The organism is Mesorhizobium sp. 1B3 (assembly GCF_050958605.1).
Taxonomy (GTDB): Bacteria; Pseudomonadota; Alphaproteobacteria; order Rhizobiales; family Rhizobiaceae.
The window spans coordinates 123367-145103 of the sequence record NZ_JBJHDO010000003.1 but is presented as its reverse complement, the minus strand read 5'-3'; the positions used below and the strand labels follow the sequence as shown (position 1 = coordinate 145103).

Sequence of the window (21737 nt, the reverse complement as noted above, 5' to 3'; positions counted from 1 at the left end):
CGGCCTACGCCGCCGATTTGTGCAGGCCTTTTCCGAACCGAGCGATCAGTTCGCCGAGATCAGGCTCCTGCACCCGTGCCGCCGCCTCGGCTGGGGAGAGCCAGGCGCGGCGCCTGCGTTTTTTCTCCGGCCATTTGTCGGCCACGCCCTTCACTTCGAGCGGAAACACGCGCACTTCGCAGCGAACTTCCATGCCGGATGATTGACGCTTGCCGTAATAATAACGGCCGGCCTCCAGCCTGGACACCGCGCCATCGATCCCCGCTTCTTCCGCGGCTTCGCGCGCCGCGGCTTCGCAGAGCTGCTCTCCTCCTTCCGGCCAGCCTTTCGGCAGCACCCACCTTCCGCTGTCGCGGCTTGTTACCAGGAGGATCTCGATCCCGCCGGCTTTTTCCCGCCATGGCAGCGCGGCCACCTGCGTGCGGCAGGGCATGCCGCCGAACAAGCGGCGAAGGCGCTCCATCAGGTGGTTGTAGGTCGTATGGCGCATCAGGGTCGAGGGAAGTTAGTTTGCCGACTCACGATCAACGAGGTTAATTGTAGGTAATAATGGTGAAAATACGATAGACAAGAGCATCCCGCCGCCGATGGGAGGCAGGAGCGTTAGGCCTTACGAAGGGGTCTTGCTTATCCCCGCGGCGGATCAGCCGACGTGGCCGTCCGCAATAGGCTTCTGATAGGTGAAGCCCAAATCCCAAGGGAAGTAGATCCAGGTGTCCTGCGAGACCTCCGTCACGAAGGTGTCGACAAGCGGCCTGCCTTTCGGCTTGGCATAAACGGTGGCGAAGTGCGCCTTCGGCATCATGGCGCGGACGACCGCGGCGGTCTTGCCGGTATCCGTAAGGTCGTCGACGATCAACACGTCCGCTCCCTCGTTTTCGAGAAGAGCGGAGGAGACTTCCTTCAGAATCTTCAGTTGCCCCTGTTCCGTATAGTCGTGATAGGAGGCGACGCTTACGGTTTCGATGACGCGGATACCAAGTTCGCGGGAGATGATCGCCGCCGGCACGAGGCCGCCCCGCGTGATGCAGACGATGGCCTTCCACTGTCCGGCGCCCGACAATCTCCAGGCAAGCGCCCGGGCATCGCGATGGAATTGATCCCAGGAGACGGGAAAGGCTTTTTCGGGAAGGGACATCGAGCGCACTCCGATGGCGCGCGTCCACGCGCCGACATTTGGGAATGCAGCCGGAATTAGCGGGAATGCCTGGGGCTTGGCAAGTCCTTGCGCTGCTTCAGCGCGACATGAAAGTCGCGACGGGCATCGATTTCAACACTTCCCTGGTGACGCCGCCGAACAGGAACTCTCGCAGCCGCGAGTGCCCATATGCGCCCATGACAAGCAGATCGGCATTGATCTCGATTGCGCGGTTCTCGATCACCGCGCTCACGCCGATGCCTTCGGAACTTTCATTGGCTACCGTGACATGTGCGCAATGGCGAGCCAATGCGGCGGCGATATCGGCACCGGAGCTTTCCGGAAGGTCGCCACCCGTGTCCGGAGCGTCGATGGTGAGGATTTCTGTTTCGTCCGCTTCCATGATGAAGGGCAGAGCATCGAAGGTGGCTCTGGAAGATTCGCGTGTGCCGTTCCAGGCCACCAGGATCTTGCGGAAGACGGTCGTCACCGGACCCGCATAAGGAACGAAAAGAGCAGGCCGCCCGGTCTCGAAGAGGAGGTGGTCGACATTGGCCGTCTGTGCGGTGCTTTCAGCCGGGTCCGTCTGGGCTGCGATGACGAGATCGGCGGCGCGCGCACTGGCGAGCGCGCACAGCGCGCTGTCGCCCGAGAGGCTTTCCATGGTACGCCATTCCGCCGAGACGGCGGCCGAACTGGTGCGAGCGGCGAAGACTTTTTCGAGTTCCGCAGCCCTTTCCTTGGCGACTTCAGAGGTCACCTGCATGAATTCGGCATCGGGAAAGCCGATAGCCGTCGTGTAGGGCAGGGCCATGGGCTCGGCGTGAATGCCGATGACATGGCCTTGGAGGCGGGAAGCGAGTGGAAGCGCGTGATCGAGAACGCGTTCGATGTCGTTCTTGTTCTGGATGACGGCAAGCAACGTCTTGTAGCCCACGGGACGGCCTCCCTTATGCGACGGCTTCAAAAAAACGCCGGTCGCCGCGACGAAGTTCCCGGCAGCGGGATCTTCCCCGCATCGAGGATCATCGTCTATCAGCCGGATTTCTTCAACCCGTCCACCATTGCCTGCACGGCTGCGCGGCCGGCTTCCAGCGCCTCGGGCGAGCGCGCGCGCACGACGAGTTCGGTCCAGAAGGTTCCGTCCTGATATTTCGGATAGGAGCCGATGATGGTGTCCGGATGGGCTTTCTGGATGTCGGCGAGCAGAGTCCCGATCGTGCCTTCGCCAAACGGACAATGGACGGTTGCCGACACGAGCTTCGTTCCGGTTTTCAGCGTCGGCACGACATTGTCGAGCATGGCCTGGAAGATCGCCGGCACGCCCGCCATCACATGCACATTGCCGATCTTGAAGCCCGGCGCCCCGGAGATTGGGTTGTCGATATGCGTTGCGCCGCGCGGCATGCGAGCCATGCGCTTGCGCGCCTCGGTAAATTCCATGCCTCGCGCCGCGTAGTGGGCTTCGAGGAAGGCGTATGCCTTGGCATCGTATTCGCAGGGAACCCCAAACGCCTTCGCAACGGCGTCGGCGGTGATGTCGTCGTGGGTCGGGCCGATGCCGCCGCTTGTAAAGACGTAAGTGCGGCGCGTCCGCAACGCATTGATGGCCGTGACGATCTCTTCGTCATCGTCCGGCACGATGCGAACTTCCTTCAGATCGATACCGATGGCCGTCATGATATCGGCAAGGTGCCCGATATTGCGATCCTTGGTGCGCCCGGAGAGGATTTCGTCGCCGATTACCAGCATCGCCGCGGTGATGATCTCGGTCATGACGTGGGGCCTCAGAATCCAGACACCGTCACATACCCTTCCCGTCACGGGCCGGCAATGGTCGTCGAACGGTGAACGAACTGTCGACGGCGAGCGGATTACGGGAACACGCATCGGCGGGTACAGTCTCCGTCGTGACGGCAAGAGCGTCGTCATACCGGAGCATTTCAATGGAGAAAATCATGACCAAGGTGCTGGTGCTTTATTATTCGAGCTGGGGGCACACGGAAGCGATGGCGCGGTCTGCGGCTGAAGGCGCGAAGGAAGCGGGTGCCGATGTCACGATGAAGCGCGTTCCCGAATTGGTGCCCGAAGCAGTAGCCAAGGCAGCCCATTACAAGCTCGACCAGGATGCTCCTTTCGCGGAGCCCGGCGAACTCGGCGACTATGACGGCCTGATCCTGGCCTTCTCGACCCGCTACGGGGCGATGGCCGCGCAAATGAAAAACTTCCTTGACCAGACCGGTCCTCTCTGGGTCAAGGGCGCTCTGGTCGACAAGGTGGCTACCGTGATGTCGTCCACCTCCACGCAGCACGGCGGAGCCGAGATCTCCATCCTTGCCGCGCAGGCATCGCTCCAGCATCACGGCATGATCATCGTTCCGCTCTCCTATGCCTATCAGGGGCAGATGGGCAATGACGTGGTGCGCGGCGGTTCGCCCTACGGCATGACGACGACGTCCGATTCCGACGGCTCACGCCAGCCTTCGGCACAGGAGTTGGAAGGGGCGCGCTTCCAGGGCAAGCGTCTCGCCGAAATCGCGATCAAGCTGCACGGCTGAGTGCGATCCCCGCCGCGGCGGGGATCGGGCCGTTCTTTTCCCCATCGGGCTATGCCTGAAAAAGCGTGCGTTGCCTCGCGCCCGATCGCGGCTAGAGTGCAGCGCACGTCCTGGGCTCCGAGGGGAATCATGTCTTTCACGTCGATCCTGCTTGGCATTGTCGTTTCGGTTGCGGCGATGGCCGCGCTCATGCTTGCGGTTGCAATTTTCCGGACACGCCGGATTGTATCGCTGGCGGAGAAGCTCGTCCCGCCATCCGGAAAGTTCGTCACGATAGACGGCAATCGCATCCACTATATGGAGAAGGGCGAGGGCAGGCCCATCCTCTTCGTCCACGGTCTTGGCGCGCAACTGCATCAGTTCCGCTCGACACTCTTCGACAAACTCGACGGCTATCGGCTCATTGCCATCGATCGTCCGGGCTCCGGCTATTCCGAACGCGTGGCGGGCGCAACCGGTGGCCTGTCCGAACAGGCCCGTGTCGTGCATCATTTCATCGAGGCGCTCGGGCTGGAGAAGCCCCTGGTCGTGGGGCACTCGCTGGGCGGCGCCGTGTCGCTGACGCTGGCGATCGAACATCCCAAAGCAATTTCGGGCCTTGCTCTGCTCTCGCCATACACCTACCACTCCGGCGCGATCGCGCCCGAGTTCGCTGCCCTTTACATCCCGTCGCCCCTGAAACGACGCCTGATAGCCGAGACCATTGCGATCCCCGCCGCGCGGAAATATGCCGATCAGACCTTGGCCTTCGTCTTCGGGCCGCAGCCGGCGCCGGCGGACTACATGACGGAGGGAGGCGGCTGGGCCGGGCTCCGGCCCAGCCATTTCTATGCGACCTCGACCGACATCGTGGCAATTGGCACTGATTATCCGCGGCTCCAGAAGAGGTTCGGCGAGATCAAGGTGCCGGTCGGCATTCTCTTCGGCACCGCCGACCGCGTGTTGGACTACCAGAAACATGGCGTCGAGATGGTTGGCCGGATTGCGGATCTCGACCTGGAGCTCGCCGAAGGCATCGGCCACATGCCGCAGTTCGGTGCGGCCGAACAGACCGCTGCTTTCATCAAGCGAATGGCTGAGCGGGCGTTTCGAGCCTAAGCCCGACGAACGCGAAAAACTTCTGCTGGTGATGAGATCAAGCGCGGCTTGACCTTGGCGCGTGGCCGTTTGAAAAGGACGGCCGTGCGGACGTGGCGGAACTGGTAGACGCAAGGGACTTAAAATGTGGCCGCGGCCATCCCGGCACAGCTCAACAAGTGCCACAGAGTCCGGATTTGTGGGCTTTCTTAGTGGCCGATGGTGACCGTTGTCCCTGCGTATCCCGGTCTTTACTCGCACGTCCGGTGCCAAATGCGGTGCCAATTCAGGCTAGGGGAGGGCGTGGTGGCCAAGGCCTGAAGGTATGGTCATCATGACCACACCTTAGGCCGGCGAGGGTTATGCCGTGCAGGTGCCTGTATGGTGCAGGTACCTTTCCGGCCAGGTCGTCACTGGGGAAATCGCCAGTGAGACAAGCTGCCGTGCTATCGGGCAAATTTGCCCTTTGATATTCAGTCGGCGGCGCCCTTCAGCCTCACGCCAGGCCCGCCACCATTCTCAGGGATGAACTGGATGCCGGCCGCTTCGAGCGCTTCCACCACGGCCGATAAGGCGTAACCGGGTTCGGTCGCGTCAGTCTCAATACGGGTGATGGTGTTCCGGTGCACGCCGGCCTTCTCGGCAAGATCCCGAACGGTCCAGTTAAGCATGCCTGTTGTAGGCGCGCGCTGCTACCGTCTTGGTGAACTGGCCACGCGAGACACGTCGGATTGCTTCAGGTGCGCTGACGCTACCGTGCTCGTGACGGGCAGGGCGTCGAACTGCGACCTCAGGGTTGAAGCTCATCGCCTGTTCTCCTCTCGCTGCTTCACGCCGGAATGGCAGGGTGTGCACAGGGACTGGAATGGGCCGGTCCAGAACCTCACCGGGTCGCCACCATGGCGCTCTATGTGGTCGCAGGTGTCGGCGGCAGTGATCCTGCCAGTTGCCTTGCATATGCGGCACAGGGGCTCGGCCGCGAGCTGATGAGCTCTAACTGCTTGCCACCGGCCCGTCTTGTACCAGCGTCTCCGTTCTTGGCTGTCCCGCTGGTGGTCGTAGGCCCTGCGCTGTTGCTGGCGATCTCCTACGCCTGGTCGGCGCTGGATTGGCGGCTTACGCGGCATCGTCGCCCGAGCCGTTCCGTATGAGGGTCAAGCTCGTGCCATTCGGCCATGATGGCAAAGACGATACGCAAATTGGCATCAAAATTTGACAACGCAGCATGAATGGCCGACATGCCACCTATGCCTATCCCACATGTCATCACGGCCTACCGCAAAGGTAACAGCCAACCCGGCTGATAGCCTGGCGTCACTACCTGCGAGAGCAAGAGCGACGCCAGGATTGAAACCCCATTCACCCAAATAGACCTCCTGCGCTCCCGTCGAGGCGACCCGCTGCGGTTTGTCCGCGCGCCCGTCTGCGGTGACAGCGCGTACCCATGGATAACTCCCATGTCCTTCAAGTACAGCTTCACTTTCCCGATTACCGGCCCGAACAAGTTGCCTCGGTTCAAGCAGTGGGCAGCTGAACATGTTCCAGAGGTGCCGATGAGCCTACCGCCTCAAGTTCCGATTAAGAGCGAGGCAATGACGATCCGGCTGAAATCCGCAGAGGATCGGCAAAAGATCTCTGACAAGATCCAGAAGGCTAAGTTGTAAGTACTACTCGGTGCGGAGGCAGCGAGGAAAGACCGCTGCCTTCGCTCAGCTAGTTCTGTCTGAAAAGTGAACCATTTTTACCGATTCGACCGCCGCCAACGGCGCCGCCGCCTCGCACTGACATGCCGCCTCTTTCTACCGCCTGGCTGTTGCTGGGGCCGGTATTCGGCAGAGCTCTATCCGACTGAGCTACGCCCGCCCTATCTTCTAGAGCCGACGGCGGGACTTGAACCCGCGACCTCTGCCTACTGACCAGTTTCGCATCCCCAAGCAACTAGTCGAGAACCACCCCGATGCTCTGCCACTACGCTCCGAGAATCATAAGACCAGCGAGGCTGTCGGGAGCGCGCCTCGCGGAATGTGGTGCCCGTCGCCGTATCGAACGGCTTCCCCTGATCATCATCGGCCGGCAACAGCCTGACGACTGGATCAAGGGCGCATGCCGTGTCTCGGGCAAATTAGCGACCACCTCGACGCATAGACCTGCCAAATGAGGCGGAGAAACTCCACTCAACTGGTTAGCTACTTACGCGGGAGTTTTGATTTTTTGGCGTTTGCCCAGCATTCAACCGGGCGGCGATCCCGAGCCGGTCGCTACCCCGGCATTGCTGTCGCTAGTCGGGGGTCGGATCGCGTCCCCTTTTGAGAAATTGAACATTGTGCGCGGGCAGTCTGCCGGGCTGACATCGCGGTAGACTGAGCGCGGCGACGCCGCACTGGTTGTCCGCCATCGCCATGTGTGGTTTCCTCCAACAAATCTCGGGAGGAGACCTGGAATGGCAAGATTTTCGGCTAACTGCCCGATCTGCAAGAAGAAGGCCGAACAGGCCGCAGCCACCGCAGGGGACCACACCGAGATTGATTGCTCCGACTGCGGCCACTTCGGAATTTCCCGCACTCTCAAGTCAGTTCTCCCGAGCCACTCAATCGCAGTCAGGCGGCAAACGCTGGATCGCGCCCGAATGCGAGCACGGTATGGGTCCCTACCGCTTGCTACGACTTACGACCTTCCGTAATTCGGTCGGCATTGCAACGCTAACGGGGGGGCGTAGCTGCATGCTCTAGAAACGAAAAAGCCGCTGGAGATTTCATCCAACGGCTTCGGCGTCTCATGTGAGATGTGCGGTCCTTGCTTCTCAACTCGCCAGTACATCCGTGGTCGGACGAAAAACGAAGGCCTGGAGCGCTTCAACCTCTGACGGGGACGCGCTGCACATTCGCCATATGCGTGTTCATTGCGGCTTAATCAAGGCGCCGGAAATTCTCGCTGGCTATCGCGATGTCGCGTCCACAATGCTCGCACTTTAGCTCTGCGTTGCTCCGCAACCAACCAACGGTCTTTTTTTCAGTATGGGAACAGCGCGGGCAGACGACACCAATTTCACGACCATCGCCTGCCTGGGCCTGTCTCATGAAGTGACCAGGATGCCGGCCCCACGCGCAGCGACCGCAAATGCGCGCCTGGCGTTTTCTGCCGGCTTTTTACCCGCACTTGCGTCGGAGCATGCTTGAAGCGCGGCCCGATGCTTATCCCCTCGCTTGCCCGGCCAGTTCCTTAGCAGGAACTCTGTGCAGGATTGGATGTCATCAATGTTGGTCTGCCCGCCCGCCGAATCAGTGAGGACAGTTATCGGAATGTTGAATTTCTGGTTTTGCATTCCCGCTTGTAGAGGAAAGGCACACCAGTAGCGAGGACTATTATCGGGCGTCTGCCCCCCTGCCACGATCTGGAATCGCGTCGCTTTGGAGATAGCCTCCTGTTCCACGCGAGCATTGATTGGGTTTCCTCAGCTACCCATGGTCTGTATGATCCGCCAAGTTCCACAAAGACTGCTTTCAGGAGAACTGATGCCGAGAAAACCGAACTACGACTTCGAACGCAAAGAGCGCGAGCGCGCCAAGGCTGCAAAGAAGGCCGAGAAACTCGCCGCGAAAGCTGAAGCCAGAGAGCATAGCCGATCAGGTGACGATGGCGCCCCAGCACAGACCGGGGAAACCGAAAAATAGCACGCGAGCCTTTCTACGCCGCCTTCCTTCTGCTTGGCGGCCTGTTTCCGCCGGCGCTCGTTGCGCTTGGCGGCCCAGGAGAAAGCTGACTGAGGAATCTCGATTTCGCGGTTACCGCTGCGGTCGCTTTCGTAGCGGACTGTGACGGCTGGCACGGCGTCGGCGGCGACCCAATTGTTCAACCCCTCGATGTCGCCCGCATCTTCCGCGATGGTAGCCGAAACATCGCTGATTTCGGGGTCGACCGGCAACCCCCTTTCATCGGCCGAAACGTCATGCTGGACGGCGCTGCCGCCAACCTGAAGTCCCGCACCGTCACCTTCATCGACACGAAGACGGGAAGGATCGCACGATCCCGCTGACGACCAAGGCCCTTGAGGCTGTCAAACGCCAGCACAACGCCGGACTGAACGGCCCTTGGACCGACATCTCTCAGTGGCGGATGATTGAGCTGTGGCGTCAGATCAAGGCGCACCTCCCGCAACTCGAAGACACCGTCCTCTACACGGCGCGGCACACTTGCTGCTCGTGGATGGTCCAGCGCGGCGTCGACCTGTACCGCGTGATGGAATGGATGGGGCACAGCACCCCGACCATGACGAAGCGCTACGCGCACCTCGCACCGAACCACCTTCTTGAAAACGTCAAGGCGCTGGAAGCAGGGCCGAGGCTGGCTGTTGTGAACCGCTAGAAATTACCCTATCAGGTGCGTGGGAAAAGGCGTGGGAAATCCCCACGAGAGTTCCCACGGGGGCCACAGCGGGCGTGGCGAAACTGGTAAACGCACAAGACTTAAAATCTTGCGTCTTCAATGACTTACGGGTTCGATCCCCGTCGCCCGCACCAACCAATCCGTGGGAAATAAAAGACTTAAAATCCTTCGATCCTCGATCGTGCGGGTTCGATCCTCTAGAGCTAGCTGCACGCCTGTCGCCCCCCGAAGGCGGGGGCGACTCGCCGACCTGGCCAGAGTACTGCTATGCCTGCAGCTGCCGCATGGACAATCCATGCGCCGAGGTGGGCGCTTCATGACAGCCGATCTGATGCTTTTTCGCAGGAATCCGTGGTTGGCTGGTTTGTCGCCCGACACCATGACCCATCTGGCGAGCAGGGCTATTGTCCGTCGATTGGCACATGGCGAACTCTGGGTCTCTCGCTCGGAGCTGGCCGGAGGCATCGCCGTGATCGTCGCCGGCGGGCTACGCTCCACGACATTCACCGCCGAAGGGAAAGAGTACGTCTTCTCCATCATGAAGGAGGGCGACATTTGGGGTCTGGTGTCGACGATTGACGGGATCCACAACGCCAACGATGTCTACGCACATGGCGAAACGACGCTGGTCACCATAGATCGACGGACGACCTTGGCAGCGATGGAACAGTTTCCCGATTTGGGGCGGTGCCTGATGGGTATTCTCTGCCACCGCTTGCGCATGGCCAACACGGTACTGGAGGACCGAGCTCTAAAGCCGATCGAAGTGCGCTTGGCGAGGCTGCTGCTCAGCCTTCGAGGATCGCGACAGGAAGCAAGCGATTCCTATGAAGTCGCGGTGACACAAGAGATGCTTTCAAAGATTCTGGGTTGCACGCGGCCGACCGTCAACAAGAAGCTGCGACAGCTCGAACAGGAGGAGATCGTGTCGGTTTCCTATGGTTTTATCCGCATCGAGAACCCGGCACGGATAGCCGTACTCGCTGGTAGGGGTGACTACCAGTATTTTTGACGGCAGCACTCACTCGGGAGCCTGCGGAGCCGGATTGCCGTCCGACAGCCACAGGTCCCAGTCCGCGCCGTTGAGGTGTCTATCGGCGAACATGGGACGCGTTGCAGTGGCATCTTCCGGCCGTCCCAATTGTCCGCAACCGGTGACGCCTTTCTCGACCGCGTCGCGCCGTGGGTCGACATACGCCGCAAACCACCGCATGAGCTGGTTGCTGAGTGTGCTTACGATGTCGCCCAGAATTGGGTCGGCAATACGGTTGGCCCGCTCACCTGGATCGGCGACAAGGTCGAAGAGTTCGTGCGGCCCATCAGGGTATCGGTGCACATATTTCCACTCACGAGTCCTCACCATGCGAACGGGCCCGTATTCGTCATAGACGACGACGTCGCGATCGCCGGCGATCTTCGTGCCACAAAGCAGGGCAGCAAAGCTGCGCCCGGGCTTTGCGGAGTGTGACACGGCTTCTTCGGACACACCGGCGAATTCGACCAGGGTGGGGTAGACGTCATAGCCGCTCAACAGGTCGTCGCTCACGAGGTCGCCCGGGATCCGTCCTGGCTGCGACATGATGCAGGGCACCTTGATCGACGTGTCGTACATGTTCTGTGGCCGGGTGCCGTTGCCCTTGCCCCAGATCCCGTGATGGCCACAGTTCATGCCGTTGTCACTCATGAACACCACGAGCGTGGACCGCGTCAGGTCTCGCCTTTCCAGTTCGGCTATAACCTTGCCGATGACTGCATCCATGGCGGTCACGGAGGCAAAATAGCCGGCAAGGCTTTCCCGACGTTGCTCCGTCCCCTTCTCCACCGCAGCGTGACCGCCGGCAAAGTCTGGGTGCGGCGGCTCCTCGGGGCAGGACTCGAAGGGGCAGTCTTCGTAAATATCGGTGAACTCCCTCGGATGGGAATTGATCCAAGGATAATGGGGTGCGGTGAAGTTCAGGCTCAGCCAGAAAGGCTCGGGTCGCTCGGCTTCCTCCGCGACGAAAGCGACAGCCTGCTTTCCCAATTCCTCGGTGATATAGCCAGACAGGACGATGGGGCGATCTCCGTCGACCATCGGGGCGTCGTAATATGGCCCCATGCCAGATTGATGGGCGAACCACTTTACGAAATTCGACCTGGGCCGGTCGCTGGCGCCGAGGTGCCATTTGCCGATGAGGCCGCAGCGGTAGCCCGCGTCGGCGAATACGTCGGTGATGAGGCGCTGACCCTCAAGATAGTCTATCCGGCTGTCTCCCATGCTGCCGGCGCGGATCCAGTCCTGTACGCCATGCCGCGAGGGTATGTCGCCGGTCAGCAGCGAGGCGCGGGCCGGAGAACAGACTGGTGACGTACAGAAGAAATTCTCGAAGCGAATTCCGGATGCGGCCAGCCGGTCGAGCACCGGCGTCTTGATTTCCGGGTTGCCGGCGCAGCCGAGCGCCCATGCGCCCTGGTCATCGCTGATGATGAAGAGAACATTCGGTCGTTCAGGATCACGGCTAGCCAACACACCCTCCCGGATCCGCTGCGGCGCGGAAAGCTTGCAAGCATTTGAGCTTTCAAAAGCGGGCCTTTCAACGTCGACGCGGTGCGAAGATTGTAAAGCCGCGAACATTCATGCGACACGTTTACTGCGAGGGTTGTCGTGTTGGAGAGAGGAACGCCAGACAATAGGGCGCAAGAAGCTGGCGCGGTCCGAAGTGACGGAACGAACGAGGCGCCATTCGTTCTCAGGGAGGAAGCCATGAGTGTGAACCGCAGGAACATTATTGCCGGCTCAGTCGCCGCCGCTATCCTCGCTAGTGCGGGATCTGTCTTTGCACAGAGCGACAACAAGACGATCAACATCGGCTATTTCCCGGTGGTTTCGCCGGTGCCGATCATGCAGGCACAGAAGAAGCTCGAGGAGAAAGGTTATACGGTCAATTGGGTGCCGATCACGCAAGGCTTGCCGGGCGCGGCGAGTGCGCTTGCCGCCGGCAGATTGGATATGAGTTGGGGAAACAGTATCTCAGCGGTGGTGATATTCTCGCAATCACCGGATTCGGCCCAATTCGTCGGCCAATCCTTCGTCAACGCCAATGTCACCGTTGTAGCGGCAGACAGCACGATCAAGTCGCCCGCGGATATCCAGAACAAGAAAGTAGTGGTGAGCGGGCCCAAGACGGCCTCGACCCTGTTCTTCAAGATTGCGCTTAAGAAGGCTGGCGTGGATCCGGAGGCGAACGAATATTTCGTCTCGGGAACAGGACCCGGAATGGTGGGCGTGCTGGATTCGGGAGGTGCGGAAGTGGTCGCCGGCTATGTGCCTTATGTCTCGGATATGGTGCTCAAGAAGATCGGCCGCGTGCTTTTCACAGGGTCGGACGCGATTGGCCGCGCCGCGCCCGGAGACGGATTCATCGCCAGCACGGCCTTCATCAGGTCGAACCCGCAAGCGGTGACGGACGTGCTGGCCGCGCAGGCCGACGCGACCGACTACGTCAAATCTGATCCGGAGGAGGCGTATAAGTTGATGGCGGAGTTCGCCAAGGTCGATGTCGAGGCAGTCCGCTATTCCTTCGAGAACGAGCTCATCGGTGTCGCGAACTCCTATGTGCCGGATGTCGAGGGAATCGCCGAGACGGTAGCAGTTGCGCAGCAACTCGGCTTCGCGCCGGAGGGGGTAGATCTCCCCGAATATGCGCGCAAATTCAACAATCTCGATCTCGCGGGCGAGGTGGCCAAGTCGCGTTGATCCGACGATGACCGACTTCCAGAAGGGGAGCTCTGACCAGACGAGACTGACAGCCAAGGCCAGGGCGTGGCTGCTGGGTGTCGCCGGGGCGATTCTGGCGATCGCATTCTGGGCTGGCATGGCGGCGTGGCTGCGGGGCGGCGGAGGTGCGATCAGCCGCCTGCCCGATCCCGCAAGCGTCGCGGTGGAACTCGCAAATTATGCGCGAGGCGCGCTCTGGCGCGACCTGTTTGCCAGCCTCCAGGTCTTCGTGGCCGGTTGGGCGATCGGGACGGTCCTTGCGACCGTTGTCGGCTTGATGATCGGGCGATCGCGTGTGGTCGCCGGATTGTTGAGCCCGGTCATCGAGGCCATTCGGCCGGTGTCGAGCATCGCGTGGGTGCCGCTGGCGGTGGTCTGGTTCGGGTTCGGCTTCACCAGCAAAGCTTTTCTGGTCGGACTGGCCGTCTTCCTCGTCGTCATTGTCTATGCGATCGACGGATCGCGGCGCATTCCGCCGGATCTCGCCCGAACGGCTGCCATGCTCGGCATGACGCCGCTGCAGCGCTTTCAGGCGCTCATCCTGCCCGGCGCCCTGACTGAGGTCCTGATCGGCGCACGCGTCGCTTTGATGGCTGGCTGGGGCACGGTCATCGTCGCAGAACTCGTGGCTGCTGATTCCGGCCTTGGGGCGCATCTCATCGCCATGCAGCAGAGCTACGACGTGGCGGCCGTGATGGCTGCCATGGTTTGCTTCGGCGTCGCAGGCTTCGTGATGAACGGCATTTTCTCCCGGTTGGAGACCTGGCTTTTGCCATGGCGTCCGCGTGAGGTGGCTCGGTGACCTTTCGCAACGTGTTCGACCGCGTTCTCCTGCCGATACTCGGCTTCGCACTTGCCATCGCCCTGTGGGAGGCAACGATCCAGATCTACCAATTGGAACGGATTGTGCTGCCTTCGCCATCCGAGGTCGCCGCGACCATATGGAGCCTGCTCCACAAAACGGCCTTCTGGCGCGATGTAGGCGTGAGCGTCAAGGAGTTCGGCATCGGCTATTTCATCGGCGCGCTTCTCGGAACTCTCGTTGGAGTGCTCATCGGCGAGAACGCGACGGCACGTGCAATGCTTGCGCCGGTGATTGAAGCGCTGCGCTTCATCGTTCCCTTCGCATGGATCCCGCTGACTGTCCTGTGGTTCGGGACAAGCCTGACGGGGAAGGTCGTCCTGGTCGCATACGCTGTCTTCTTCGTTATGGTCGTAACCACCGCTCGATCGCTGACGGCGGTCGATCCGGTCTTTACCCGAGTGGGCAGGACGTTGGGGATGGGCCGAATGACGCTCGCGCTGACCATTCGGCTGAGGGCTGCGGCACCGGGGATCGCAAGCGGGGCCAAAGCCGCGGCCGCGGTCGGTTGGATCGCCGTCGTGGCTGCTGAATATATCGGCGCGAGTGCAGGCCTCGGTGTGATGATCACCAATGCGTCGATGTCGCTTGCCACCGCCGAGGTGATCGCGGGCATGATGGTGATCGGCCTTATCGGGGCGGTGGTGAGCGTGGTTGTCGGCCTGGCGGCCCGCTTCTGGCTAAACTACTAGGAGGAACCGTGCCCGACATCCGGATATATCCAGCAGCGATCGGGCATCCGGCTCGCCAGGACGAAGGCCGCAGCGCGACTGGCGACGGTCTTGTTTTCGAGGGCATATCTCATGCTTACGTGGCGGCAAACGGGAGCACGCCTGTCCTCGACAACGTTTCCTTTCGCGCCGGGCCCGGTGAGGTTGTCTGTGTCGTCGGGCCGTCCGGCTGCGGCAAGAGCACGCTGCTGAACCTCGCGGCCGGACTGCTACGGCCCACCGCCGGTCGGGCGTACTGGAAAGGCCGCGAAATCCACCCCGGGGTCAATCCGGATCTCGGTATGGCTTTCCAGCAGCCGGGACTGTTTCCCTGGATGACTGTACGCAGGAACGTTGCCGTTGGCCTTACGACGCGCGGATCAAGCCGCGTCGAGGCCAATCGCCGCGCCGACGAGATCCTGGACACGGTCGGCCTGTCGGGCTTTGGCGACGCCTATCCCAATCAATTGTCGGGCGGCATGGCGCAACGCGTCGGCATCGCGCGCGCTCTCGCGCTGCGCCCCAAGTTGCTCTTGCTGGACGAACCATTTGCAAGCGTCGACGCATTCACGCGACTGAAACTGCAGGGCGAACTCAAGACGCTGCTTTCGCTTGACAAGCCGACCGTCCTCTTTGTCACGCACGACGTGTCGGAGGCCATCCTTCTTGGCAACGAGATCGTCGTGATGAGCCCGCGCCCCGCCGCGGTGCGCACCATCATTCCGATCGAACGAGAGGACCGCGACCGTGCCGGCCCGGGATATGCCCGCAAGATGACGGAGATCCTGAAACACCTCGGCGTGGAGACAAATCTCGCGCGCGATTGACGGCTGGTCTCGGTCGTCTCCGGCTCGTATTTTTTCATTTACTTAGCGATGGCCGGAGTTATCTGGTAGGACCAGGAAAGCAAGAAACCAAGGTTCCGAGCAGGAGCCCAGCGTAATATACCCTATCTGGATGGACCAGTGCGGCTTATCTGTTGCAAGGTAAGGAAGCAGATCCGCGCTGGCGCAATAGGTCGAGGGAGGATGCATATGAACGTCGAGAAGGGAAGGAATACCATTTCAGCCGTGCCCTTCGATCAGGCGCGGCTGGACGGTTTGATGGACGAGGCGGGTATCGACGTGGTCCTGGCGACGTCGAAACACAACACCCAATATCTCCTCGGCGGCTACAAGTTCATCTTCTTTTCAGCCATGGACGCCATCGGCCATAGCCGCTACCTGCCGATCGTGATCTATGGGAAGGGCGCTCCGGACCGTGCCGCCTATGTCGGCAATCGCATGGAGGGGGGCGAACACCAGAACCATCCGTTCTGGACGCCGACGCTGCATCTTTCCAATTGGGGCACGCTCGATTCCACTGCTCACGCCATCGAGCATTTGCGGGCGATCGGAGCGGGTGCGGCGCGCATCGGCATCGAACCGGCCTTTCTCCCGGCAGACGCCTATGTGGCGATCCGCGACGCCTTGCCGGATGCCGAACTGGTCGATGTGACGGACATGATGGAACGGCTGCGTGCGGTGAAGACGCCCGTCGAACTCGCCAAGCTCAAGAAAGCCTCGGAACTGATCACCGACGCGATGCTCGCCACCATCGCCGCCGCGCGGGAAGGTTCCACCAAGACTGAAATTATCGAACGCCTGCGCCGCGAGGAGACCAACCGCGGTGCGCATTTCGAATATTGTCTCCTCACCCTGGGGCCGAGCCATAATCGTGCGGCTTCCGACCAAGCATGGAAAAAGGGTGAGGTCCTGTCCATCGATTCAGGTGGCAACTATCGCGGCTACATCGGCGATCTCTGCCGCATGGGAGTGCTGGGCGAGCCGGACGCCGAACTCGAGGACCTGTTGGCGGAGATAGAGACTGTGCAGCAGGCGGCCTTTGCCGGAGTCAAAGCCGGTGCGCTGGGCGGCGATATGGTCGCGCATGCGGAAAGCGTACTGAAAGCCTCGAAGGTGGCCGCTTATACCGACTTCTTTGCCCATGGCATGGGGCTCATCACCCATGAGGCCCCATTTCTCATGACCAATCATCCCGTGACATACGAAGGCACTTACGCTGCAAAGCCGCTGGAGGCGAACATGGTGCTCTCGGTCGAAACCACGATGCTGCATCCCACCCGCGGCTTCATCAAGCTCGAGGATACAGTGGCGGTCACCGCGACCGGCTACGAGATGTTCGGCGAGCGGGGCAGGGGCTGGAACAGGGGCGGCACCGCGTAGTCGTTCCCGAGCGTCCTCGCCCGGGTGAAGCTATTTGCTGCCCACGGGGATCAGCCTGAAATCCGGCAGCTCGCGCAATGCCAGCTCCGGCCCGGCGGGCGAGTAGACGACGAAAAGCTGCATGGGAGCATCGCCTGTGTTGAGCGTCGAGTGAAAACGGCTTTCCGGTATGAAGATGGTGCAGCCCGGTCCGACCTTCTGCGTTACAGGGGCGCCGATCTCGTCCTCCACCATTTGCTCGCCATGCCCGGAAATGACGAAGATGATCTCCTCGGCCCCCGGATGGTTATGGCGGGCATGACCCTGGCCGGGCGGCAGGTCCACCACGCCGCCGGAAAAACGGCGGGCGCCGTTCACTTCCGGTGCCACCGTCAAGGCCAGCCGGCCCCAATCGAAGCCGAAGGCGTCGACATCCCCCGGATAAACGAACACCTTTCCTCTGTCTGCCATGATCCTCCTCCTAGCTTCTTGCGTTTCCTGCCAGTTCGATCGCCTTGAAGTCGGCTGTCTGTCTGGCTATGGCCGTTTCGGCCGGCAGGCGCTCCATCGAGGAGGCGCCGTAGAAACCGTGCAGCCCCTTGCAGCGCGCCAGCACGTAACGTGCGTCGTCCGGCATCGAGATCGGCCCGCCGTGGCAAAGCAGGATGACGTCCTTGCGAACGGAGCGAGCGGCCTCCGCGATGGCATCGATCTCGTTCACGCAGTCATCTAGCGATTTGGCCGAAGTGGCGCCGATCGAGCCGCCGGTGGTCACCCCCATGTGAGCGACCACGATATCGGCACCGACGGAGGTCATGGCACGCGCCTCGTCGGGGTTGAACACATAGGGCGTGGTCAGCAGGTCCTGCCGATGCGCCTCGGCGATCATGTCGACCTCGAGCCCGTAGCCCATGCCGGTCTCTTCGAAGCTCTGTCGCATGTTGCCGTCGAACAAGCCGATCGTCGGGAAGTTCTGCACGCCGGAGAAACCCATCTCCTTCAGTTCCCTTAGGAAGCGCGGGATTACGACAAAGGGATCGGTCCCGTTCACCCCGGCCAGAACGGGGGTTTGCTTCACGACCGGCAGCACTTCAAAGGCCATTTCCTTCACGATCTCGTTGGCATTGCCGTAGGCCAGCAGGCCGGCAGCGGAACCACGCCCGGCCATGCGGTAGCGGCCGGAATTGTAGATGATGATGAGGTCGATGCCCCCCGCCTCCTCAGCCTTGGCGGAGAGGCCGGTGCCGGCGCCTCCGCCGACGATCGGTTGTCCGGCCGCGATCATGGCGCGGAACTTCTCGAGAATTTTGGCGCGGGCGATGGCGGGCATGTGTTTCCTTTGGATTGAAAAGCAATGTCAAAAGCGAGCACGGCGCTGTCAGGCGGCGATCTCCCGGAACGCCTTCACCACGGCGTCGGCGAAGGCGGGATCGTTGATGTGGAACGGCAGGCGCTCGACGCGGCGGCTGCCGTTCGGCGCGATCGTTCGCTCGATCGCCTCGAAAAGCGACCGGTCGGCCTCCGGATCCCAGAACGGCCCGCCCTCGACGTCGATGGCGGACACGCCCTTCTCGGGGATAAGAAAGCGCACAGGCCCCTCGCAGCGCGAAAGCCGTTCGCCGATCCATTCGCCGATAAGGCGGCATTCGTCGGCGGTCGTGCGCATCAGCGTCACGTTCGGATTGTGTTCGTAGAAGCGCCGATTACGAAATCGCTCCGGAACCGTCGACGGTGCCCAGAAATTGACCATGTCGACCGCGCCTACCGACCCGACATAGGGCAGTTTTGTGCGCGCCACGGCGCCGAAGCGATCGTCAGTGGCGGGCAACACGCCGCCGAGCAGATGGTCGCAGACTTCGGTGGTGGTGATGTCGAGTACGCCGGCGAGAAGTCCGCTGTCGGCTAGTTTCTCCATTGTGCGGCCGCCGGTGCCGGTCGCGTGGAACACCATGCAGTCGTAGTCGGTTCGTAGCCGTTCCACGATGGAAGTGACGCACGGAGTGGTGACGCCGAACATCGTCATCCCCAGCGCCGGCTTACCAGCTGCCGCCGGCGCAGGATTAGCGACCATGCCGGCGATAGCCTGTGCCGCATTGTGCAGGATGACGCGCGACAGGCCGTTGAGCCCGGCCAAATCGGTAACGGACGGCATCATGACGATGTCCGACACGTCGACGTAAGGAGCGGTATCTCCGGACGCCAGGGTCGAGACCATCAGCTTCGGTGTGCCGAGCGGCAGGGTCCGCATGCCGGCCGTCACGACGGACGTGCCCCCGCCGCCGCCGATGCCGATCATTCCGGCAATGTCGGTCCTCGTCTGGACGAAACGAGAGAACGCTTCTCCCATGGCAGCGACGGCCGTCCCACGGTCATTGGTGCCTAGAACCTTGAACGAACCCTCCGGGTGGTGCGCAGCCACCTCCTTGGCAGGCACGTCCACCGGTATGAGGGCACCGCGCGTTCCAATGTCTACCAAGGTGACAGCCGCGCCGGCGGCGGCGATCGCAGCGGCCAGATAAGCCAGTTCTTCGTTCTTGGTATCGGCAGTGCCGACAACGTAGATCCGTTTCACGGCGTCTCCCCCACGGCCCGGTTTGCCGCGCTCATGGCCTTCCCGACAGCCGTTTCCAATGCTGAGGGCATTGCCTATTTTTTGAGACGGTCGTATCATATTGATATGGATGTCTTACGTCAATCGAGCCTTCCGCAGGGGCGGGGCCCGCGGGCTCGAACCCAACGCCTCATGCTGGAAACCGCCACGCGCCTCATGCAGGCGGGTGCGATCCCCTCGGTGAGCGAGGTGGCGGAAGCAGCCGAGGTCTCGCGGGCCACGGCCTATCGTTATTTCCCGAGCCAGGCGGCACTGGTGCAGGCGGTGGTCGAGGAAGCCCTAGGGCCCATTCTCGGCTGGCGTTCGCGTTCGAAGGACGCGGAGCGTCGCGTGGCCAGCTTGCTGGAAACGGGCATGCCTCGTATCGAGAAGTTCGAGGCGACATTCAAGGCGGCGCTGAAACTGTCGCTCGACCATTGGGCGCAGCGGGAGGCCGGCACGCTTGGTGACGAACCCACCTTCGCGCGGGGGCATCGTAGAGATCTCCTGGCGGATGCGCTCGCACCACTAAGGGATCAGGTGGATCCGCAGGTGTTTACCCGTCTGACGCAGGCGCTTTCCCTAATTTTCGGTGTCGAGGCGGTGGTTGTATTGAAGGACATATGGGGGCTGAATGGCGAAGAAATGCTGTCGGCCGCTCACTGGGCAGCTCAGGCGCTCATACGTTCGGCCGTGACGGAGTCTGGCAGCGTGAAGGTGGCCTGACGACGCTCACCGAGAAAACGCCAATCTGGTTCGACCAGATTGGCGGCGATGCTTTTGCCGCATTCGGAAGCCGGATTGCGGCGGTATTATTGATTCGGAAGACAAATATAGAACATAAACAAGAGGATATCCCGAATACTATACCCTCACTGGTTGTTGTTGTAGAAGAAACCGCTTGACGTCGATGATCAATTGGTAATACCAGATTAAAGAAAAATGCCGCAAAGATGGGAGACGCGGCAAACCGTTCCGGGTTGGGGGTGGGGGACGCCCTGGCTTCGGGATACGGCGTAGGGGAAATCTGCCTGCGGCCGGCAGTGCGTGGGCCGCGACAGGGTGGAATGCGCACAAGGGAGGAGAACCATGCGCAAGACAAGGGCCGGCATCCTTGCTGGCATCGGCCTGGCACTCGCCTGCACGACTTCGGCATATGCCCAGGACAAGCAGCTGACGATCTTTTGGGCGGAATGGGATCCGGCCAACTACCTGCAGGAACTCGCAAACGAGTACGAGAAGGAAACCGGCGTAAAGGTCGTCGTGGAAACGACGCCTTGGGCCGATTTTCAGACCAAGGCTTTCACGGAGTTCAACGCCAAGGGAAGCGCCTACGACATGGTCGTGGGTGACTCGCAATGGCTCGGTGCAGCCTCGGAGGGCGGCCACTATGTCGAGCTGACGGACTTCATCAAGGAGCACAAAGTCCTGGAGACGATGGCACCTGCCACCGTCAAATACTATTCGGAATATCCGGGCAATGGCGGCCGTTACTGGTCCATTCCCACCGAGGGCGACGCCGTCGGCTGGTCATACCGAAAGGACTGGTTCGAGGACCCGAAGGAGAAGGAAGCGTTCAAGGCCAAATACGGCTACGAACTTGCGGTGCCGAAGACCTGGAAGGAAATGACCGATATCGCGGAGTTCTTCCATCGGCCGAGCGAGAATCGCTATGGCATCGCCATCTACACGCAGAACCAGTATGACGGCCTTGCCATGGGGGTGGAGAACGCGCTGTTCTCCTATGGCGCCGAACTGGGCGACTACAGCACCTACAAGGTCGACGGCATTCTCAACTCCGACAAGGCTGTCGCCGCGCTGGAGAATTACCGGAAGCTGTTCGGCTACACGCCCCCGGGATGGACGAACGCGTTCTTCGTCGAGAACAACCAGGCCATCACTGAGAACCTGGCGGCGATGAGCATGAACTACTTTGCCTTCTTCCCGTCTCTGCTCAACGAAGCCTCGAATCCGAACGCCAAGAATACGGGCTTCTTCGCCAATCCCGCCGGCCCGGGTGGTGACCAGTACGCGGCTCTCGGCGGCCAGGGCATTTCGATCGTCTCCTATTCGAACAACAAGGAGGAGGCGATGAAATTCCTGGAATGGTTCATCAAGGACGATACGCAGAAGAAGTGGGCCGAACTTGGCGGCTATACCTGCAACAAGGCCGTCCTGGAATCCGAGGCTTTCCAGAATGCAACGCCTTACAACAAAGCCTTCTACGAAACGATGTTCAAGGTGAAGGATTTCTGGGCGGTTCCGGAGTATGCCGAGCTCCTTCAGCAACTCAACCAGCGCGTCTATCCCTATGTCGTGAACGGGGAGGGCACGGCGAAAGAAACGCTGGATTCACTGGCTGCCGACTGGAACGCGACGTTCAAGAAATATGGCCGCATGAACTAGGCAAGGGGCCGAACGGAGGGGGCAAGAGATCGCCCCCTCCGTTTGCTTTTCA

22 protein-coding genes, 1 tRNA gene and 1 pseudogene are annotated in these 21737 nt (G+C 61.2%); 14 read left to right on the top strand and 10 right to left on the bottom strand.

Features of this window, described 5'->3' with window-relative positions:
• Positions 1–4: 4 nt before the first annotated feature.
• The 4 genes from ACCO56_RS09750 to ACCO56_RS09735 form a co-directional block, all read right to left on the bottom strand.
• Complete coding sequence (locus tag ACCO56_RS09750) at positions 5–490, bottom strand: NUDIX hydrolase (protein ID WP_433640108.1); 486 nt, start codon at positions 488–490, stop codon at positions 5–7.
• A gap of 153 nt (positions 491–643) precedes the next feature.
• The gene (gene gpt, locus ACCO56_RS09745) at positions 644–1138 is read right to left on the bottom strand and encodes a xanthine phosphoribosyltransferase (protein WP_433640106.1); all 495 of its coding nucleotides are present in this window, start codon (positions 1136–1138) and stop codon (positions 644–646) included.
• Positions 1139–1235: 97 nt separating this feature from the next.
• Positions 1236–2075 (bottom strand): universal stress protein, encoded by an 840-nt coding sequence (locus ACCO56_RS09740; protein WP_433640105.1) that lies wholly within the window; start codon positions 2073–2075, stop codon positions 1236–1238.
• 98 nt (positions 2076–2173) lie between these two features.
• Complete coding sequence (locus ACCO56_RS09735) at positions 2174–2914, bottom strand: competence/damage-inducible protein A (RefSeq protein ID WP_433640103.1); 741 nt, start codon at positions 2912–2914, stop codon at positions 2174–2176.
• Between the two features lie 182 nt (positions 2915–3096).
• Between ACCO56_RS09735 and wrbA the strand changes: the two genes are divergently transcribed.
• Complete coding sequence (gene wrbA / locus ACCO56_RS09730) at positions 3097–3696, top strand: NAD(P)H:quinone oxidoreductase type IV (RefSeq protein ID WP_433640101.1); 600 nt, start codon at positions 3097–3099, stop codon at positions 3694–3696.
• A 129-nt stretch (positions 3697–3825) separates the two neighbouring features.
• Entirely contained in the window at positions 3826–4794 is a 969-nt protein-coding gene (locus ACCO56_RS09725) for an alpha/beta fold hydrolase (RefSeq protein ID WP_433640100.1), read from the top strand.
• 452 nt (positions 4795–5246) lie between these two features.
• On the opposite strand, the gene ACCO56_RS09720 is transcribed toward ACCO56_RS09725, so the two are convergent.
• Entirely contained in the window at positions 5247–5444 is a 198-nt protein-coding gene (locus ACCO56_RS09720; RefSeq protein WP_433640099.1) for a helix-turn-helix domain-containing protein, read from the bottom strand.
• A gap of 786 nt (positions 5445–6230) precedes the next feature.
• Here ACCO56_RS09720 and ACCO56_RS09715 point away from each other — a divergent pair.
• A complete protein-coding gene (locus ACCO56_RS09715; protein WP_433640097.1) occupies positions 6231–6437 on the top strand; it encodes a hypothetical protein in 207 nt (68 codons plus the stop codon).
• Positions 6438–7846: 1409 nt separating this feature from the next.
• On the opposite strand, the gene ACCO56_RS09710 is transcribed toward ACCO56_RS09715, so the two are convergent.
• On the bottom strand, positions 7847–8095 hold the full coding sequence (locus ACCO56_RS09710; RefSeq protein ID WP_433640095.1) for a DUF982 domain-containing protein: 249 nt from the start codon (positions 8093–8095) through the stop codon (positions 7847–7849).
• Between the two features lie 190 nt (positions 8096–8285).
• Between ACCO56_RS09710 and ACCO56_RS09705 the strand changes: the two genes are divergently transcribed.
• The 4 genes and pseudogenes from ACCO56_RS09705 (at position 8286) to ACCO56_RS09690 (ending at position 10168) form a co-directional block, all read left to right on the top strand.
• Positions 8286–8444, top strand: a complete 159-nt coding sequence (locus ACCO56_RS09705) for a hypothetical protein (protein ID WP_433640093.1) — start codon at positions 8286–8288, stop codon at positions 8442–8444.
• A 343-nt stretch (positions 8445–8787) separates the two neighbouring features.
• Positions 8788–9135: pseudogene (locus ACCO56_RS09700) on the top strand (tyrosine-type recombinase/integrase); the annotation flags it as partial.
• Positions 9136–9203: 68 nt separating this feature from the next.
• Positions 9204–9290 (top strand) — tRNA-Leu (locus ACCO56_RS09695).
• Between the two features lie 182 nt (positions 9291–9472).
• A complete protein-coding gene (locus tag ACCO56_RS09690; protein WP_433640092.1) occupies positions 9473–10168 on the top strand; it encodes a Crp/Fnr family transcriptional regulator in 696 nt (231 codons plus the stop codon).
• A 9-nt stretch (positions 10169–10177) separates the two neighbouring features.
• Here the strand turns inward: ACCO56_RS09690 and ACCO56_RS09685 are convergent, their stop codons facing one another.
• Positions 10178–11770 carry a sulfatase-like hydrolase/transferase gene (locus tag ACCO56_RS09685; protein ID WP_433640090.1) on the bottom strand — a complete coding sequence of 531 codons (1593 nt, stop codon included), beginning with the start codon at positions 11768–11770 and terminating at the stop codon, positions 10178–10180.
• A 129-nt stretch (positions 11771–11899) separates the two neighbouring features.
• Here ACCO56_RS09685 and ACCO56_RS09680 point away from each other — a divergent pair, with 129 nt between their 5' ends.
• The 5 genes from ACCO56_RS09680 (at position 11900) to ACCO56_RS09660 (ending at position 16710) form a co-directional block, all read left to right on the top strand.
• Positions 11900–12892, top strand: a complete 993-nt coding sequence (locus tag ACCO56_RS09680; RefSeq protein ID WP_433640088.1) for an ABC transporter substrate-binding protein — start codon at positions 11900–11902, stop codon at positions 12890–12892.
• A gap of 7 nt (positions 12893–12899) precedes the next feature.
• On the top strand, positions 12900–13715 hold the full coding sequence (locus tag ACCO56_RS09675; protein ID WP_433640086.1) for an ABC transporter permease: 816 nt from the start codon (positions 12900–12902) through the stop codon (positions 13713–13715).
• Positions 13712–14467, top strand: a complete 756-nt coding sequence (locus ACCO56_RS09670; RefSeq protein ID WP_433640085.1) for an ABC transporter permease — start codon at positions 13712–13714, stop codon at positions 14465–14467. Before ACCO56_RS09675 ends, ACCO56_RS09670 begins: the two co-directional genes overlap by 4 nt.
• Before the next feature lie 8 nt (positions 14468–14475).
• Positions 14476–15312: an ABC transporter ATP-binding protein gene (locus ACCO56_RS09665; RefSeq protein WP_433640083.1), complete on the top strand. Its 837-nt coding sequence runs from the start codon at positions 14476–14478 to the stop codon at positions 15310–15312.
• 207 nt (positions 15313–15519) lie between these two features.
• Positions 15520–16710 (top strand): M24 family metallopeptidase, encoded by a 1191-nt coding sequence (locus ACCO56_RS09660; protein WP_433640081.1) that lies wholly within the window; start codon positions 15520–15522, stop codon positions 16708–16710.
• A 30-nt stretch (positions 16711–16740) separates the two neighbouring features.
• On the opposite strand, the gene ACCO56_RS09655 is transcribed toward ACCO56_RS09660, so the two are convergent.
• The 3 genes from ACCO56_RS09655 to ACCO56_RS09645 are packed head-to-tail and all read right to left on the bottom strand — an operon-like array spanning position 16741 to position 19261.
• A complete protein-coding gene (locus ACCO56_RS09655) occupies positions 16741–17160 on the bottom strand; it encodes a cupin domain-containing protein (RefSeq protein ID WP_433640080.1) in 420 nt (139 codons plus the stop codon).
• 10 nt (positions 17161–17170) lie between these two features.
• Positions 17171–18019 carry a phosphoenolpyruvate hydrolase family protein gene (locus tag ACCO56_RS09650; protein ID WP_433640078.1) on the bottom strand — a complete coding sequence of 283 codons (849 nt, stop codon included), beginning with the start codon at positions 18017–18019 and terminating at the stop codon, positions 17171–17173.
• Positions 18020–18067: 48 nt separating this feature from the next.
• On the bottom strand, positions 18068–19261 hold the full coding sequence (locus ACCO56_RS09645; protein ID WP_433640076.1) for a Tm-1-like ATP-binding domain-containing protein: 1194 nt from the start codon (positions 19259–19261) through the stop codon (positions 18068–18070).
• 105 nt (positions 19262–19366) lie between these two features.
• Between ACCO56_RS09645 and ACCO56_RS09640 the strand changes: the two genes are divergently transcribed.
• Both ACCO56_RS09640 and ACCO56_RS09635 read left to right on the top strand, forming a co-directional pair.
• Complete coding sequence (locus ACCO56_RS09640; protein ID WP_433640074.1) at positions 19367–20005, top strand: TetR/AcrR family transcriptional regulator; 639 nt, start codon at positions 19367–19369, stop codon at positions 20003–20005.
• A gap of 363 nt (positions 20006–20368) precedes the next feature.
• Positions 20369–21685, top strand: coding sequence for an extracellular solute-binding protein (locus ACCO56_RS09635; RefSeq protein ID WP_433640072.1), 1317 nt, complete (start codon positions 20369–20371; stop codon positions 21683–21685).
• The last annotated feature ends 52 nt before the right edge of the window (positions 21686–21737 follow it).

Excerpts from the sequence above, each read along its gene's own strand:
- ACCO56_RS09655 (WP_433640080.1), bottom strand. The coding sequence starts at position 17,160 with ATGGCAGACAGAGGAAAGGTGTTCGTTTATCCGGGGGATGTCGACGCC.
- ACCO56_RS09715 (WP_433640097.1), top strand. The coding sequence starts at position 6,231 with ATGTCCTTCAAGTACAGCTTCACTTTCCCGATTACCGGCCCGAACAAG.
- ACCO56_RS09735 (WP_433640103.1), bottom strand. The coding sequence starts at position 2,914 with ATGACCGAGATCATCACCGCGGCGATGCTGGTAATCGGCGACGAAATC.
- ACCO56_RS09685 (WP_433640090.1), bottom strand. The coding sequence starts at position 11,770 with ATGTTCGCGGCTTTACAATCTTCGCACCGCGTCGACGTTGAAAGGCCC.
- ACCO56_RS09705 (WP_433640093.1), top strand. The coding sequence starts at position 8,286 with ATGCCGAGAAAACCGAACTACGACTTCGAACGCAAAGAGCGCGAGCGC.
- ACCO56_RS09660 (WP_433640081.1), top strand. The coding sequence starts at position 15,520 with ATGAACGTCGAGAAGGGAAGGAATACCATTTCAGCCGTGCCCTTCGAT.
- ACCO56_RS09635 (WP_433640072.1), top strand. The coding sequence starts at position 20,369 with ATGCGCAAGACAAGGGCCGGCATCCTTGCTGGCATCGGCCTGGCACTC.
- gpt (WP_433640106.1), bottom strand. The coding sequence starts at position 1,138 with ATGTCCCTTCCCGAAAAAGCCTTTCCCGTCTCCTGGGATCAATTCCAT.
- ACCO56_RS09720 (WP_433640099.1), bottom strand. The coding sequence starts at position 5,444 with ATGCTTAACTGGACCGTTCGGGATCTTGCCGAGAAGGCCGGCGTGCAC.
- wrbA (WP_433640101.1), top strand. The coding sequence starts at position 3,097 with ATGACCAAGGTGCTGGTGCTTTATTATTCGAGCTGGGGGCACACGGAA.
- ACCO56_RS09725 (WP_433640100.1), top strand. The coding sequence starts at position 3,826 with ATGTCTTTCACGTCGATCCTGCTTGGCATTGTCGTTTCGGTTGCGGCG.
- ACCO56_RS09690 (WP_433640092.1), top strand. The coding sequence starts at position 9,473 with ATGACAGCCGATCTGATGCTTTTTCGCAGGAATCCGTGGTTGGCTGGT.
- ACCO56_RS09650 (WP_433640078.1), bottom strand. The coding sequence starts at position 18,019 with ATGCCCGCCATCGCCCGCGCCAAAATTCTCGAGAAGTTCCGCGCCATG.
- ACCO56_RS09680 (WP_433640088.1), top strand. The coding sequence starts at position 11,900 with ATGAGTGTGAACCGCAGGAACATTATTGCCGGCTCAGTCGCCGCCGCT.
- ACCO56_RS09710 (WP_433640095.1), bottom strand. The coding sequence starts at position 8,095 with ATGCAAAACCAGAAATTCAACATTCCGATAACTGTCCTCACTGATTCG.
- ACCO56_RS09675 (WP_433640086.1), top strand. The coding sequence starts at position 12,900 with ATGACCGACTTCCAGAAGGGGAGCTCTGACCAGACGAGACTGACAGCC.
- ACCO56_RS09750 (WP_433640108.1), bottom strand. The coding sequence starts at position 490 with ATGCGCCATACGACCTACAACCACCTGATGGAGCGCCTTCGCCGCTTG.
- ACCO56_RS09640 (WP_433640074.1), top strand. The coding sequence starts at position 19,367 with ATGGATGTCTTACGTCAATCGAGCCTTCCGCAGGGGCGGGGCCCGCGG.